This is a genomic window from Pseudonocardia bannensis (assembly GCF_012911875.1).
In the GTDB taxonomy this organism is placed as follows: domain Bacteria; phylum Actinomycetota; class Actinomycetes; order Mycobacteriales; family Pseudonocardiaceae; genus Pseudonocardia; species Pseudonocardia bannensis.
Window position 1 is genome coordinate 21520 of the sequence record NZ_JAAXKZ010000032.1, and the last position, 14509, is coordinate 36028.

At 70.2% G+C, this 14509-nt stretch carries 14 protein-coding genes; 11 read left to right on the plus strand and 3 right to left on the minus strand.

The genetic code is table 11. From position 1 onward, the window contains the following. Window positions 1-36 precede the first annotated feature (36 nt). The 5 genes from atpA to HF519_RS11315 are packed head-to-tail and all read left to right on the plus strand — an operon-like array spanning window position 37 to window position 4976. On the plus strand, window positions 37-1686 hold the full coding sequence (gene atpA, locus HF519_RS11295) for a F0F1 ATP synthase subunit alpha (protein WP_169412859.1): 1650 nt from the start codon (window positions 37-39) through the stop codon (window positions 1684-1686). A 14-nt stretch (window positions 1687-1700) separates the two neighbouring features. After that, on the plus strand, window positions 1701-2681 hold the full coding sequence (locus HF519_RS11300; protein WP_169412860.1) for a F0F1 ATP synthase subunit gamma: 981 nt from the start codon (window positions 1701-1703) through the stop codon (window positions 2679-2681). Continuing rightward, complete coding sequence (gene atpD, locus HF519_RS11305; RefSeq protein WP_169412861.1) at window positions 2681-4108, plus strand: F0F1 ATP synthase subunit beta; 1428 nt, start codon at window positions 2681-2683, stop codon at window positions 4106-4108. Before HF519_RS11300 ends, atpD begins: the two co-directional genes overlap by 1 nt. Window positions 4109-4112: 4 nt before the next feature. Continuing rightward, window positions 4113-4496, plus strand: coding sequence for a F0F1 ATP synthase subunit epsilon (locus tag HF519_RS11310; protein WP_169412862.1), 384 nt, complete (start codon window positions 4113-4115; stop codon window positions 4494-4496). A gap of 18 nt (window positions 4497-4514) precedes the next feature. Continuing rightward, window positions 4515-4976: a DUF2550 domain-containing protein gene (locus tag HF519_RS11315; protein ID WP_312860048.1), complete on the plus strand. Its 462-nt coding sequence runs from the start codon at window positions 4515-4517 to the stop codon at window positions 4974-4976. Window positions 4977-5530: 554 nt separating this feature from the next. Here the strand turns inward: HF519_RS11315 and HF519_RS11320 are convergent. Next, complete coding sequence (locus HF519_RS11320) at window positions 5531-6109, minus strand: cob(I)yrinic acid a,c-diamide adenosyltransferase (protein ID WP_169412864.1); 579 nt, start codon at window positions 6107-6109, stop codon at window positions 5531-5533. Between the two features lie 143 nt (window positions 6110-6252). Here HF519_RS11320 and murA point away from each other — a divergent pair, with 143 nt between their 5' ends. Both murA and HF519_RS11330 read left to right on the plus strand, forming a co-directional pair. Further along, a complete protein-coding gene (murA, locus tag HF519_RS11325) occupies window positions 6253-7521 on the plus strand; it encodes a UDP-N-acetylglucosamine 1-carboxyvinyltransferase (protein WP_169412865.1) in 1269 nt (422 codons plus the stop codon). A gap of 106 nt (window positions 7522-7627) precedes the next feature. Further along, entirely contained in the window at window positions 7628-8464 is an 837-nt protein-coding gene (locus HF519_RS11330; protein WP_169412866.1) for a DUF1206 domain-containing protein, read from the plus strand. A gap of 11 nt (window positions 8465-8475) precedes the next feature. On the opposite strand, the gene HF519_RS11335 is transcribed toward HF519_RS11330, so the two are convergent. After that, on the minus strand, window positions 8476-8814 hold the full coding sequence (locus HF519_RS11335) for a hypothetical protein (protein ID WP_169412867.1): 339 nt from the start codon (window positions 8812-8814) through the stop codon (window positions 8476-8478). Window positions 8815-9001: 187 nt separating this feature from the next. Here HF519_RS11335 and HF519_RS11340 point away from each other — a divergent pair, with 187 nt between their 5' ends. Further along, window positions 9002-10996 (plus strand): protein meaA, encoded by a 1995-nt coding sequence (locus HF519_RS11340; RefSeq protein WP_169412868.1) that lies wholly within the window; start codon window positions 9002-9004, stop codon window positions 10994-10996. Window positions 10997-11039: 43 nt separating this feature from the next. On the opposite strand, the gene HF519_RS11345 is transcribed toward HF519_RS11340, so the two are convergent. Beyond that, window positions 11040-11891 carry a hypothetical protein gene (locus HF519_RS11345; RefSeq protein WP_169412869.1) on the minus strand — a complete coding sequence of 284 codons (852 nt, stop codon included), beginning with the start codon at window positions 11889-11891 and terminating at the stop codon, window positions 11040-11042. A gap of 302 nt (window positions 11892-12193) precedes the next feature. Between HF519_RS11345 and ehuB the strand changes: the two genes are divergently transcribed. From ehuB to ehuD, 3 genes are read left to right on the plus strand one after another with little or no spacing between them, the layout of a single operon-like run. Continuing rightward, window positions 12194-13096, plus strand: coding sequence for an ectoine/hydroxyectoine ABC transporter substrate-binding protein EhuB (gene ehuB, locus HF519_RS11350; RefSeq protein ID WP_211169871.1), 903 nt, complete (start codon window positions 12194-12196; stop codon window positions 13094-13096). 16 nt (window positions 13097-13112) lie between these two features. Next, a complete protein-coding gene (gene ehuC / locus HF519_RS11355) occupies window positions 13113-13847 on the plus strand; it encodes an ectoine/hydroxyectoine ABC transporter permease subunit EhuC (protein WP_169412870.1) in 735 nt (244 codons plus the stop codon). After that, window positions 13844-14503, plus strand: a complete 660-nt coding sequence (ehuD, locus tag HF519_RS11360; protein ID WP_169412871.1) for an ectoine/hydroxyectoine ABC transporter permease subunit EhuD — start codon at window positions 13844-13846, stop codon at window positions 14501-14503. Before ehuC ends, ehuD begins: the two co-directional genes overlap by 4 nt. The last annotated feature ends 6 nt before the right edge of the window (window positions 14504-14509 follow it).

The following is a 14509-nucleotide window of genomic DNA, read 5'->3' on the forward strand; positions in this document are numbered from 1 at the left end:
AACTGACTGATCGAGAAGAAGGAACACACGACAGCCATGACAGAGCTGACGATCTCCCCGGAGGAGATCCGGAGTGCGATCTCCAGCTACGTCTCGTCGCTGGAGACCGAGACCTCCCGCGAGGAGGTCGGCACCGTCTCCGACACCGGTGACGGCATCGCCCACGTCGAGGGTCTGCCCTCGGCGATGACCAACGAGCTGCTGGAGTTCGAGGGCGGCGTGCTGGGCGTCGCGCTGAACCTGGACCAGCGCGAGATCGGTGCGGTCATCCTCGGCCCGTATGGCGGGATCGAGGAGGGCCAGCAGGTCAAGCGCACCGGCAGCATCCTCTCGGTGCCCGTGGGCGACGCCTTCCTGGGTCGCGTGATCGACCCGCTGGGCGCGCCGATCGACGGGCTCGGTGCCATCGAGGCCGAGACCGAGCGCGTGCTCGAGCTGCAGGCCGCGTCGGTGGTCGAGCGGCAGAGCGTGAGCGAGCCGCTGCAGACCGGGATCAAGGCGATCGACGCGATGACCCCGATCGGCCGCGGGCAGCGGCAGCTGATCATCGGTGACCGCAAGACCGGGAAGACCGCGGTCTGCGTGGACACGATCATCAACCAGAAGCAGAACTGGGAGACCGGCGACCCCAAGCAGCAGGTCCGCTGCATCTACGTCGCGATCGGCCAGAAGGGCTCCACGATCGCGGGTGTCCGCCAGGCGCTCGAGGAGAAGGGCGCGCTGGAGTACACGACCATCGTCGCTGCGCCCGCGTCCGACCCGGCCGGGTTCAAGTGGCTCGCGCCCTACACCGGGAGCGCGCTGGGCCAGCACTGGATGTACCAGGGCAAGCACGTGCTGATCGTGTTCGACGACCTGTCCAAGCAGGCCGAGGCCTACCGGGCGATCTCGCTGTTGCTGCGTCGCCCGCCGGGTCGTGAGGCCTACCCGGGGGATGTCTTCTACTTGCACTCGCGGCTGCTGGAGCGGTGCGCGAAGCTGTCCGACGCGCTGGGTGCGGGGTCGATGACCGGGTTGCCGATCATCGAGACGAAGGCCAACGACGTGTCGGCCTACATCCCGACCAACGTCATCTCGATCACCGACGGTCAGGTGTTCCTGGAGTCCGATCTGTTCAACCAGGGGGTCCGGCCGGCGATCAACGTCGGTATCTCGGTGTCCCGGGTCGGTGGTGCGGCACAGATCAAGGCGATGAAGCAGGTCTCGGGATCGCTGCGGCTGGACCTGTCGCAGTACCGCGAGCTGGAGGCGTTCGCCGCCTTCGGTTCCGACCTCGACGCCGCCTCGGCGGCGGCCCTCGGTCGCGGTGAGCGCCTGGTCGAACTGCTCAAGCAGCCGCAGTTCTCGCCGGTGCCGGTCGAGGAGGAGGTCGTCTCGATCTGGCTGGGCACCTCGGGCCAGCTCGACTCGGTGCCGGTGCAGGACATCGCCCGCTTCGAGAAGGAGTTCCTCGAGCACCTGCGTCGCCAGCACCAGGGCGTTCTGGCCGAGATCCGGGACACCGGCAAGCTCACCGACGAGGCCATCGACCGGCTCAAGGGCCTGGTGGACGAGTTCAAGAAGCAGTTCACCGCGTCGGACGGCTCTTCGGTGGTGCCGAAGGAGGCCGGGGCCGAGGCGCTGGACGAGGACGAGGTCGACCGCGAGACCGTCAAGGTCAACAAGCCGGCTCCGGCCGCGAGCTGAACGGATAGTCACCGATGGCGGCACAGATTCGCGTGCTGCGGCGGCGGATCAGGTCGACGCAGTCCATCAAGAAGATCACCAGGGCGATGGAGCTCATCGCCACCTCCCGGATCGCGAAGGCGCGCGCCCGGGTTGACGAGGCCAAGCCGTACGCCGAGCAGATGACCCGGGTCCTCACGGAGCTGGCCACCAACTCGGCGCTCGATCACCCGCTGCTCGTCGAGCGGGAGAACCCGAAGCGGGCCGCGGTGCTGGTCGTGACCAGCGACCGCGGCCAGTGCGGCGGCTACAACGCCAACGTGCTCAAGGAGGCCGAGCAGCTCCAGCAGCTGCTGCGGGAGCAGGGCAAGGAGCCCGTGCTCTACGTCATCGGCCGCAAGGGTGTGGGCTACTACCGGTTCCGCCGGCGCAAGGTGGCCGCGTCCTGGACGGGTTTCTCCGAGCAGCCCCGGTACGAGAACGCGGCGGAGGCGGCCCGGACGCTGGTCGAGGCGTTCATGGCCGGGCAGGACGACGGGCCGGACGGGTCCGCCGGTGACGACGGCGTTCAGGGCGTCGACGAGCTGCACCTCGTCTACACGCAGTTCAAGAACATGGTCACCCAGACGCCGCAGGCCCGGCGAATGGCGCCCATGGAGGTCGAGTACGCGGTCGACACCGTGGGAACCCCCGGTGGGGACATCGACGAGCCCTCACGTGGACCGTCGGACAACCCGCAGGCGCTGTACGCCTTCGAGCCGGACCCGGAGACCCTCTTCGACGCCCTGCTCCCGAAGTACATCGGCGCCCGGCTGTTCGCCGCGCTGCTCGAGTCGGCGGCATCGGAGTCGGCCAACCGCCAGCGGGCGATGAAGGCCGCTACGGACAATGCGAACGAACTGATCCGTACCCTGACGCTGCAGGCCAACCAGGCCCGTCAGGCCCAGATCACCCAGGAGATCAGTGAGATCGTCGGTGGCGCCGACGCTCTCGTGAGCGCAGGAAGTGAGAACTGATGACCGCCACCGCTGATACCCAGACCAGGACCGGCCGGGTCGTCCGGGTCACCGGCCCGGTCGTCGACGTCGAGTTCCCGCGCAACGCCGTCCCGGAGCTGTACAACGCTCTGACGGTCGATGTGACCTTCGGGGAGCTCGCTCGCACCCTGACCCTGGAAATCGCCCAGCACCTGGGCGACAACGTGGTCCGGGCGATCTCGATGCAGCCGACCGACGGTCTGGTCCGCGGCGCCTCCGTGACCGACCTCGGCCGCCCGATCTCGGTGCCGGTCGGTGACCAGGTCAAGGGCCACGTGTTCAACGCCCTGGGCGACTGCCTCGACAAGCCCGACCTGGAGATCACCGGCGAGCTGTGGGGCATCCACCGCAAGGCGCCGGCGTTCGACCAGCTCGAGGGCAAGACCGAGATGCTGGAGACCGGCATCAAGGTCATCGACCTGCTGACCCCGTACGTGCAGGGCGGCAAGATCGGCCTGTTCGGCGGCGCCGGAGTCGGCAAGACGGTGCTCATCCAGGAGATGATCACCCGTGTCGCCAAGAACTTCGGTGGTACCTCGGTGTTCGCCGGTGTCGGTGAGCGCACCCGTGAGGGCAACGACCTCATCACGGAGATGACCGAGGCCGACGTCATCAAGGACACCGCGCTGGTGTTCGGGCAGATGGACGAGCCGCCGGGCACCCGTATGCGGGTCGCGCTGTCCGCGCTGACGATGGCGGAGTACTTCCGGGACGAGCAGAACCAGGACGTGCTGCTCTTCATCGACAACATCTTCCGGTTCACCCAGGCCGGCTCCGAGGTCTCCACGCTGCTCGGCCGCATGCCGTCCGCGGTGGGATACCAGCCGACCCTGGCCGACGAGATGGGCGAGCTGCAGGAGCGGATCACCTCGACGCGGGGCCGGTCCATCACCTCGATGCAGGCCATCTACGTGCCCGCGGACGACTACACCGACCCGGCGCCGGCGACCACGTTCGCGCACCTGGACGCGACCACCGAGCTCTCCCGGCCGATTTCCCAGAAGGGGATCTACCCGGCGGTGGACCCGCTGACCTCGACCTCCCGGATCCTCGACCCGCAGTACGTCGGCGACGAGCACTTCCGGGTCGCCAACGAGGTCAAGCGGATCCTGCAGAAGTACTCCGACCTGCAGGACATCATCGCCATTCTCGGTATCGACGAGCTGTCCGAGGAGGACAAGCAGCTCGTCGCCCGGGCCCGGCGCATCGAGCGCTTCCTGTCGCAGAACCTGCTGGTCGCCGAGCAGTTCACCGGCCAGCCGGGCTCGACGGTTCCGCTGAAGGAGACCATCGAGGCGTTCGACAAGATCGCCAAGGGCGAGTTCGACGACGTTCCCGAGCAGGCGTTCTTCCTCTGCGGCGGTCTCGAGGACCTCGAGAAGAACCGCAAGAAGCTGCAGGGCTGATCGCATGGCGGAGATGACGGTCGAGCTGGTCGCGGTCGAGCGGCGGATCTGGTCCGGAGAGGCCACGTTCGTGCTCGCGCGCACCACGGAGGGCGAGGTCGGCGTGCTGCCCGGCCACGAGCCGACGCTGGCCCAGCTCGAGGAGGCCGGCGTGGTGCGCATCGACACCACGGACGGCTCCTCGATCACGGTCGCGGTGCACGGCGGTTTCCTGTCGATCACGCCGGACGGCGTGACGCTGCTGGCCGAGTACGCCGAGCTCTCCGACGAGATCGACGTCGCGCGGGCACGGCAGGCCCGGGACCGGGCCGACACCTCGGATCGCGAGGGTGCGGCGGCGAAGGCGCGCGCCGAGGCGCGGCTGAGGGCCGCCGAAGCGGCCGAGTAGCGAGTCGCAGTGGGGACCGTGACCGTTGTCGTCGGGCTCCTGCTGCTGTTCGGCTGTCTGCTGCTCGGCTGGTTCGCCGTGCGGCGGGTTCGTCTGATGCGGGGCGGCGGTGTGGACGTATGTCTGCGCCGCCGCTCCGGCATATGCAGGGAGTCCCGCGAGTCGCGGGACTCCGCCGCCGGATGGCACTTCGGTGTGGGGCGATACCGTGGCGAGCAGCTGGCCTGGCACCGGCTGACCAGCTTCCGGCTCGGGCCGACGGTGTCGATCGACCGCAACGAGCTCGAGATCGTCGACCGGCGCGAGCCGACCGGTCCGGAGAGCTACGCGCTCCCACCGGCCGCCGTCGTGCTGCGCTGCCGCCACCCGCAGGGGGCGGATCTGGAGCTCGCGATGTCCCCCGGGGTGCTGACGGGCTTCCTGTCGTGGCTGGAGGCCACCCCGCCCGGACGCAGCACCGGCTACCGCCAAGCCTCCTGACCCCGCGAGTCGGGGTCTCCACGTCCGCGAGTCGGGGTCTCCACGTGCGTGAGTCGGGGTCTCCACGTGCGTGAGTCGGGGTCTCCACGTGCGTGAGTCGGGGTCTCCACGTGCGTGAGTCGGGGTCTCCACGTGCGTGAGTCGGGGTCTCCATGTGCGTGAGTCGGGGTCTCCATGTGCGCGAGTCGGCGGTTCGCGTGTGATCCGCGCTCAGGTTCCTCGGAGGGGTGTCGGGAGCCGTCACACGCCCGGGTCACCGGGGCTGTGCCGCCCCCGGCTCACGTGATCGTCGCGGGCAGCGCACCATAGTGCGTATCCGGCTCGGGCGGGCAGCGTCGGCGTGAGCCTCGCCTTGGCCAAGCTGGCGCGTATCAGGTCGCGATCCCCTGCGTGGCACCGCAGGCCTTGATCTCCGCCGCCCCACTCGGTGGGTACGTCTACCGGGGAAGTGCCCTGTCTGACCCGACCGCACCTGCGCCTCGAAGGCGGCCGACCGCGACTCGCGCACATGGAGACCCCGACTCGCGCACATGGAGACCGCGACTCGCGGGTTGTTACTTCGAGGCGGGGCCGCCCGGCTGCCACAGCACGTCGCCGTCGGGGTTGGCCACGCGGCCGAGGATGAACAGCAGGTCCGACAGCCGGTTGAGGTACTTCGCGGTGAGCGGGTTGGTGCGCTCGGCGTCGACCTCGAGCAGCGCCCATACCGAGCGCTCGGCGCGGCGGGCGACCGTGCGCGCCACGTGCAGGTAGGCGCCACCGGGGGTGCCGCCGGGCAGGATGAACGAGTTGAGCTTGGGCAGGCGCTCGTTGAACGTGTCGCACCAGCCCTCGAGCCGGGTCACGTAGTCCTCGGTGATCCGCAGTGGCGGGTACTCCGGGTCGGGCACGATCGGTGCGCACAGGTCTGCGCCGACGTCGAACAGATCGTTCTGGATCTGCCGCAGCGGGACCAGGATCTCCTCGGCCAGTTGCCCGACCGTGACCGCGACGCCGATGGCGGCGTTGCACTCGTCGGTGTCGGCGTAGGCGGCGAGCCGCGGGTCGGTCTTGCTGACCCGGCTGAAGTCGCCGAGCGCGGTCGTCCCGTCATCGCCGGTCTTGGTGTAGATCCTGGTCAGGTGCACGGCCATGGCGCAGACGGTAACCACGGCGCTGCCCGGCCCGCCAGCGGGTGGCGGCGGTTCGTAGCACTCCTCCTGGCGGGACGGTGCTCGCCCCGACCCCCCGGGGTGGGGGGTGGACGGGTCGGCGGGGGCCGCTAGCGTCGTCGCTCGTGGTGGAGCATTTCGCGGTCCGCGGCGGCGCTCGGTTGGTGGGCGCCGTCGACGTCGTCGGGGCCAAGAACAGCGTGCTGAAACTCATGGCGGCCGCGCTGCTCGCCGAGGGCACCACGACGATCACGAACTGCCCGGAGATCCTGGACGTCCCGTTGATGGCCGACGTGCTGCGCAGCCTCGGCTGCACGGTCGAGGTCGACGGCGGGACCGTCACGATCGACGTGCCCGCCGAGCCGGGAGCGTCGGCGGACTACCGCTCGGTGTCCAAGCTGCGCGCCTCGGTGTGCGTGCTGGGCCCCCTGGTGGCCCGCTGCCGGCGCGCGGTGGTTCCGCTCCCCGGGGGTGATGCCATCGGTTCGCGGCCGCTGGACATGCACGCTTCGGGGCTGCGCAAACTCGGGGCGACCACCGAGATCGAGCACGGTCGGGTCGTGGCGCACGCCGAGGGGCTGCGCGGGGCGCAGATCTGGCTGGACTTCCCCAGCGTCGGTGCCACCGAGAACATCCTGATGGCCGCGGTGCTGGCCGAGGGCACGACGGTCATCGACAACGCCGCGCGTGAGCCGGAGATCGTCGACCTCTGCACGATGCTGCAGCAGATGGGCGCCAAGATCGAGGGCTCCGGGTCCTCGACGCTGACGGTGCACGGGGTGACCGGGCTGCAGCCCACCGAGCACCGTGTCATCGGGGACCGGATCGTCGGTGCGACGTGGGCGTTCGCCGCGGCGATGACGTGCGGGGAGGTCACCGTGCGTGGCGTCGACCCGCATCACCTCGACCTGGTGCTGGACAAGCTGCGCAGTGCCGGCGCGCAGACCCGCATCGGGGCGGGGGAGTTCACCGTGCGGATGGACGGCCGCCCCCGTGCCGTGGACTTCGTGACGTTGCCCTACCCGGGCTTCGCGACGGACCTGCAGCCGATGGCCATCGCGTTGTCCGCGGTGGCGGACGGGACGTCGATGATCACCGAGAACGTCTTCGAGTCCCGGTTCCGGTTCGTCGACGAGATGGTCCGGCTCGGTGCCGACGCGCGCACCGACGGTCACCACGCGGTCGTCCGCGGCGTCGAGCGGTTGTCCAGCGCGCCGGTCTGGGCCAGTGACATCCGCGCCGGCGCCGGCCTGGTTCTCGCCGGGCTCTGCGCCGACGGATTGACCGAGGTCTGGGACGTCGAACACATCGACCGTGGGTACCCCCGGTTCGTGGAGAACCTCAGCGAGCTGGGCGCCGACATCGCGCGCGTGAGCACCGAGCCCGACCGCTGAGGACACCGGCGGCGCTCCGCCGACCGGTCGGGCCGGACGGAGCAGCAGCGGTCGCCGACGCCGGGGATGCGTGCGACCGTCCGGGGTGCGTCGCCAGGAGGCCGGTATGTCCAGTGCAGCCCATCCAGCCGAGCCGGCCCATTCGGCGGAGCAGTCCGCGAGACGGGTCGGTCGCAGCGAGCCGGTGAAGATCGGCGCCCGGATCGGCATCGTGGCCAACGGGGTGGTGCACCTGCTCATCGCGTACCTGGCACTGCAGATCGCGTTCGGGCGCAGCGCGGAGGCGGACCCGAACGGCGCGATGCAGACCATTGCGGCCCAGCCGTTCGGCCGGGTGCTGCTGTGGCTGGTGGCGGTCGGCTTCGTCGCGGTCGCGCTCTGGCGGCTCACCACGGCGATCTGGGGTTACACCTATGTCGAGGACCGCAGGAAGCGGCTGCTGAAGCGGATGGCGAACGCCGGCCGGGCCGTCATGTTCGCGGTGCTCGCGGTGCTCGCGGCCCGCATCGCTTCCGGTGGGGCGGGGGGAGGCGGCGGCCAGCAGGCGACCGCGGGCGTGCTCGGGCTGCCCGGTGGCCCGGTCCTCATCGGCCTCATCGGGCTGGGCATCCTGATCGGTGGCGGCGTGATGATCCATCAGGGCTGGACGAAGCGGTTCACCGAGGAGCAGGACCTCAGCACGGCGGACGAGCGAGCCCGCCGGACCAACGAGCGCACCGGTCAGATCGGTCACATCGCGAAGGGCATCGCGTTCGTGATCCTGGGCGTGCTGGTCGGCACAGCGGCGATCACGTACAACCCGCAGCAGGCCAACGGCCTGGACGCGGCCCTCAAGACGCTGGCGGCGCAACCCTTCGGGCCGTACCTGCTCACCGCGATCGCGATCGGGATCGCCTGCTACGGGGTCTACTGCTTCTTCGACGCCCGCTACCACCGGGTCTGAGGGCGCCGCCGCTACTCCAGTGCCCCGCGGCTGAGCACCGTCCGGGCATCCACCAGGTCGGCGCTGAAGACGAGCAACCGATACCCGCCGGCCGCGTTCCGGCCGGGGCGCCGGATCGTCGCCCGGATCCCGGCGCCCCGCAGCCGCGAGCGCAGAACCTGCGCCGCCGCCTCCGTCGGCACCCGGGAGACCTCCTCGAGCAGCCCGTCACCCGTCGTGTCATCGGGGTCGTGGCCGGGTGGTGCCGGTTGCGAGCGGCTGTTGCCGTAGGTCCAGCGCAGGAGCAGGACGAGAAGCCCGATGGCGAGCAGGGTCGCCAGCAGCTCGAAGAGACCGACCGGCGTGCTCATGGCACACATTGTCGGCCACGTGACGAACATCTGGCATCGCTGGATCGATCAGGTCGAACCCGCTGCGTACTTTTCCACGAGACCTGCGTACTTTCTCATCCACGCGAATGTGACGAGGTGCGATCGCCGGAGTGCATTGAGCTACCGGCCAGTACGATCAGGCGATCCACGATGGCGGAGGTGTCCGGTGCCGTACCCGACCGACCGTGAGCGCGACCGACCCTGGGTGATCCGGACCTACGCCGGGCACTCCTCGGCGGAGAAGTCGAACGCGCTCTACCGGCGCAACCTGGCCAAGGGCCAGACCGGTCTCTCGGTGGCGTTCGACCTGCCCACCCAGACCGGCTACGACCCCGACGACGAGCTGGCCAAGGGTGAGGTCGGCAAGGTCGGCGTCCCGGTCAGCCACATCGGCGACATGCGCACGCTGTTCGACGGCATCCCGATGGCCGAGGCGAACACGTCGATGACGATCAACGCGCCGGCCATGTGGCTGCTCGCGCTGTATGTCGCGGTGGCCGACGAGCACGGTGCCGACCGGGCCAAGCTCGCCGGCACCACACAGAACGACATCGTCAAGGAGTACCTGTCGCGGGGCACGTACGTGTTCCCGCCGGCACCGAGCATGCGGCTGATCACCGACATGATCGCGTGGTCGGTCTCCGAGATCCCCAAGTGGAACCCGATCAACATCTGCAGCTACCACCTGCAGGAAGCCGGGGCCACGCCCGCCCAGGAGCTGGCGTACTCGCTGTCCACCGCGATCGCCGTGCTCGACTCCGTCCGCGACTCCGGGCAGGTGCCGCCGGAGAAGTTCGGCGACGTCGTCGGGCGCATCTCGTTCTTCGTCAACGCCGGGCTGCGGTTCGTCGAGGAGATGTGCAAGATGCGCGCCCTCGGCCGGCTGTGGGACGAGATCACCCGTGAGCGCTACGGGGTGGAGAACCCCAAGCAGCGGCGGCTGCGCTACGGCGTGCAGGTCAACTCGCTCGGACTGACCGAGGCCCAGCCGGAGAACAACGTCCAGCGCATCGTGCTCGAGATGCTCGCCGTGACGCTGTCGCGCGACGCCCGGGCCCGCGCCATCCAGCTGCCGGCGTGGAACGAGGCGCTCGGCCTGCCGCGGCCTTGGGACCAGCAGTGGGCGCTGCGCATGCAGCAGGTGCTGGCCTACGAGACCGACCTGCTCGAGTACGAGGACCTCTTCGCCGGCAGCCACGTCGTCGAGGCCAAGGTGGCCGAGCTCGTCGAGGGCGCGCGCGCCGAGATCGACCGGGTGCAGGAGATGGGTGGTGCGGTCGCCGCCGTCGAGTCCGGTTACATGAAGGGCGAGCTGGTCAGCTCGCTGGCCGAGCGACGGCGCCGGATGGAGTCCGGCGAGGACGTCATCGTCGGCGTCAACAAGTTCGACACCACCGAGCCCAGCCCGCTGCAGGCCGAGGGCGCGCAGGCCATCGAGACCGTCGACCCGGCCACCGAGGCCGCTGCGATCGAGGCGATCCGGGCCTGGCGCGCCGATCGCGACGACAGCGCCGTCGAGGCCGCGCTGACGGAGCTGCGGGACGCGGCCAAGACCGACGCCAACCTCATGGAGGCCTCGATCGCCTGCGCCAAGGCCGGGGTGACGACGGGGGAGTGGGCCGGCGCGCTGCGCGAGGTCTTCGGTGAGTTCCGCGCGCCGACCGGTGTCTCCGCCGCGGTCGCGTCGGGGGAGGCGGCGACGGAGATCGCCGCGGTGCGTGAGCGGGTCCGGGCCACCGGCGACGAGATCGGCTCCCGGTTGCGGATGCTGGTCGGCAAGCCGGGACTGGACGGGCACTCCAACGGTGCCGAGCAGGTCGCCGTGCGCGCCCGCGACGTCGGATTCGAGGTCATCTACCAGGGCATCCGGCTGACCCCGGCGCAGATCGTCGCGGCCGCGGTGCAGGAGGGTGTGCACGTCGTCGGCCTGTCGGTCCTCTCGGGCTCGCACCTCGAAGTGGTCCCGGCCGTGGTCGAGGGGCTGCGCGCCGCCGGTGCCGACGACGTCCCGGTGATCGTCGGCGGCATCATCCCGCCCGAGGACGAGGCGGTCCTGCGCGAGCGCGGGGTCGCCGCGGTCTTCACGCCGAAGAACTACCAGCTCACCGAGATGATGGGCGAGATCGTCAGCATGGTGCGGGCGGCCCACGGGTTGACCTGACGGCCTCGTGAGTGGCGCTGGTCGCTCCGGCGGCCATCGCCACTCACGAGCGCGCAGCGTCCTCTTCCTCGCGTTCGCCGCGGCGGCGCAGCAGCCGGAAGCCCGGGATGCCGTTGATCGCCAGCCGGACCTCCTTGAGCACCTCGAGGAGCTCGTGGACGTCGGGGCCGACCCGGTCGAGGGTGGCGAGGATCGGCATGATGTCGCTCTCCATGTGCTCGGTGAACACCGGAAGCTGGTCGACCAGCCGGATCGCGGCGTGCACCTCCTGCTCGGACAGCTCGTCGACGAACTTCGCAGCCAGCGGAGCGGCCCGTTGTGCGAGCGGGGTGTAGGTGGCCAGCAGCTCGCTCGCCCCCGTGCTGGCCGCGGCGGCCTCCTCGACCACCGCACCGGCGCGGTCGGCCACCGCCGTCGCCTTCACGATCACACCCGAGGCGTCGCCGGCGACCGCTCCCGCGCCCTCCACGACGAGACTCGCCTCCGCAGCGACCCGGCCCGCGGTCGCGACGAGCTCCGCAGCGCCGCCCGCGACCTGATCCGCCCGCGCGACGAGCCCCGCCGCCGACCCGGCCACCTGGTCGGCGCGGGCCACGATGCCGGCCGCGGCGTCGGCCACCGGGCGCACCGAGCCGATCAGCCGCTCCGCCTCGCCCGCGACGGCGTCGACCCGGATCAGCAGGGCGTCCACCCGGTCGATCACCAGGTCGACCCGGTCGGCGACCTCGGTGACCCGGCCCACGAGCCCGTCGACGCCGTCGAGCAACCGCACCGCCCGCTCCGGCAGCGTCGCGGCCACCCCGAAGGCCTCCCCGGTCCACCCGACCACCGCCTGGGCCCCCGCGACGAGATCGGACGGGCCGGGCACGACGAACCCGGCGATGCGCAACGCCATGGGCCGCATCATGGTCCATCGGCGGGATCGGGGCGCGGCCGAGCCGTATGACGTCCGGCCACGGCGCCGTGAAGGGGGTGGTCGGCACCCCGGCCACGAGTAACCCGCGTTACGTCCGGGTATGGCGGCCGATCAGGTGATCTCCGCGTCCGTACAGGCCGCGCGATTGCTTTCTGATAACAACACGTCGTGACCAGGGCCACTGCCCGATTGGTCACCTACGTTCAGGCGACGTCGCCGGTCGCCGCACGTACGTACCGCGGGGACCGGTTGCCAGCGATGCCGACCGTCAGGGGGCGATCATGACCGAGCGGACGTGGACCCGACGCGACTTCTTCCGGCGGACGGCGGTGGCCGGGGCGGTGGCTCTGGGCGGCCCCGTTCTGCTCTCGGCGTGCGCCAGCACGAGCACCGGCAGCGGCAGCACGCTGGAGAACGCGCGCAGCGCCGGAACCATCAAGGTGGGTATCGCGAACGAGGCGCCCTACGGGTACACGGACGAGGCCGGGAAGGTCACCGGCGAATCGGTCGAGGTGGGCCGGGCCGTGCTCACCGCCCTGGGCATCAACGCCATCGAGCCCACGACCGTCGAGTTCGGCTCGCTCATCCCGGCGCTCAACGCCCGACAGTTCGACATGGTGACCGCGGGCATGTTCATCAACCCCGAACGCTGTGCGAACGCCGCGTTCTCCGCTCCGGACTACACCGCCCCCACCGCATTCCTGGTGCCCGCCGGCAACCCGCAAGGGGTGGCCACGTTCGAGGACGTCAAGGGCAAGGGCCTGCGGCTGGCAGTCCTCAGCGGTGCCGTCGAGCAGGGTTATGCGCAGAAGAGCGGCGTCCCCGAGGGGCAGATCCAGGTCTACGACACCCAGAACACCCTGCTGCAGGCGGTGGCCTCGGGCCGTGCCGACGCCGCCGCGCTCACCAACATCTCGCTCAACGACGTGGTCAAGAAGAACCCGGGCGCCGCGGTCGAGGTGACGCCGGGCTTCTTCCCGACCATCGACGGCAAGGAGACCATCTCGGCCGGGGCGTTCGTCTTCCGCAAGGGTGACGAGGAGTTCGTCAACGCGTTCAACACCGAACTCGCGAAGCTGCACGACAGCGGCCGGTGGCTCGAACTCGCCTCGCCGTTCGGCTTCACCCAGGACAACGTGCCGGGGCCGGACGTGACCACCGAGCGGCTCTGCACGGCGAGCTGAACCGGCGGGCGGCGTCGTGTTCGACAACCTGCCGCGGATCGTCTCGGTCCTGCTCGAGGGGCTGCCCGAGACCGTCATCGCCACGGTCGGCGGAATCGCCCTGACCATCGCGCTGTCGTTCGGCGGCGGGCTCGCGCTGTTGTCCGGCACCCGGGCCGTGCGGCTGTTGGCCCGGGTCTACGTCGAGGCCTTCCGGGGCACCTCCGAGGTGGTCCAGCTGTTCTGGATCTACTTCGTGCTGCCGGTGCTCATCGGTTTCCAGTTGGTTCCGCTGTGGGCCGGTGTCCTGGTGCTCGGACTCAACCACGGCGCGTACGGCGCGGAGATCGTCCGCGGGGCGGTGCAGTCCGTGCCCAAGGCGCAGTACGAGGGCGCCATCGCGCTGAGCCTCTCGCCGGCCCAGCGGATGCGCCGGGTGATCCTGCCGCAGGCCGTGGTCGAGATGCTGCCGCCGTTCAACAACCTGTTCATCCAGTTGCTCAAGTCGACGGCGATCTTGTCGTTCATCACGGTGCCGGAGGTGACCCGTCAGGGCGTCCAGGTGCTCGTGCCGAACTTCGGCAGCGACATCGTGCTGATCTTCGTCGTGATGCTGCTGATCTACCTGGTACTCGCCGTACTGATCACCGCGGTGATGCGGCTGCTGGAACGGCTGGCGGCGACGAAGGTGGGGCGGCGGCCGTCGAGCGTGGCCCGGGAACGGGTGGACGACCTCGGCGGAGTCGCCGCCGGCGGGGGAGGTGCGTCGTGAGCCCCCTGTGGGACTGGGACTACGCCTGGAGCATCCTCCCGGACCTGCTCCGCGCGCTGGTCGTCACCATCCAGATCACGTTGCTCGGGTCGCTGGTGGCGCTGGTGCTCGGACTGGTCATCGCGGTACTGCGCAGGGCGCGCATCCCGGTGGTCGACCGCGTGCTGTGGGCGCTCGTCGAGTTCATCCGCTCGACCCCGCTGCTCGTGCAGGTGTTCTTCCTGTTCTTCGTGCTGCCGCAGTTCGGCATCGTGCTCAGCGCGTTCGTGGTCGGTGTGATCGGGCTCGGCGTGCACTACGCGACCTACACCTCGGAGGTCTACCGCGCCGGCATCGACGCCGTCCCCCGCGGGCAATGGGAGGCCGCGACGGCGCTGAGCCTGTCGCGATCGCGCACCTGGACCGGGGTGATCCTGCCGCAGGCCATCCCCCGGGTGCTGCCGGCGCTGGGCAACTACGTGATCTCCATGTTCAAGGAGGTCCCGCTGCTGATCGGGATCGGCGTCGTCGAGGTGGTCAACGAGGCCCGCGAGATCGCCTCGGAGACGTTCCGCCCGGTGGAGCCCTACACCATCGCCGGGCTGCTGTTCCTCCTGCTGAGCTATCCGGCCTCGATGCTGGTCCGACGTCTGGAGCGCCGCCGTGCCGCCGTCTAGTTCCAC

Coding starts and splice junctions, on each gene's coding strand:
- HF519_RS11320 (WP_169412864.1), bottom strand. CDS start 6,109: ATGGCCGTGCACCTGACCAGGATCTACACCAAGACCGGCGATGACGGG.
- HF519_RS11335 (WP_169412867.1), bottom strand. CDS start 8,814: ATGAGCACGCCGGTCGGTCTCTTCGAGCTGCTGGCGACCCTGCTCGCC.
- atpD (WP_169412861.1), top strand. CDS start 2,681: ATGACCGCCACCGCTGATACCCAGACCAGGACCGGCCGGGTCGTCCGG.
- HF519_RS11310 (WP_169412862.1), top strand. CDS start 4,113: ATGGCGGAGATGACGGTCGAGCTGGTCGCGGTCGAGCGGCGGATCTGG.
- ehuB (WP_211169871.1), top strand. CDS start 12,194: ATGACCGAGCGGACGTGGACCCGACGCGACTTCTTCCGGCGGACGGCG.
- atpA (WP_169412859.1), top strand. CDS start 37: ATGACAGAGCTGACGATCTCCCCGGAGGAGATCCGGAGTGCGATCTCC.
- HF519_RS11330 (WP_169412866.1), top strand. CDS start 7,628: ATGTCCAGTGCAGCCCATCCAGCCGAGCCGGCCCATTCGGCGGAGCAG.
- HF519_RS11345 (WP_169412869.1), bottom strand. CDS start 11,891: ATGGCGTTGCGCATCGCCGGGTTCGTCGTGCCCGGCCCGTCCGATCTC.
- HF519_RS11300 (WP_169412860.1), top strand. CDS start 1,701: ATGGCGGCACAGATTCGCGTGCTGCGGCGGCGGATCAGGTCGACGCAG.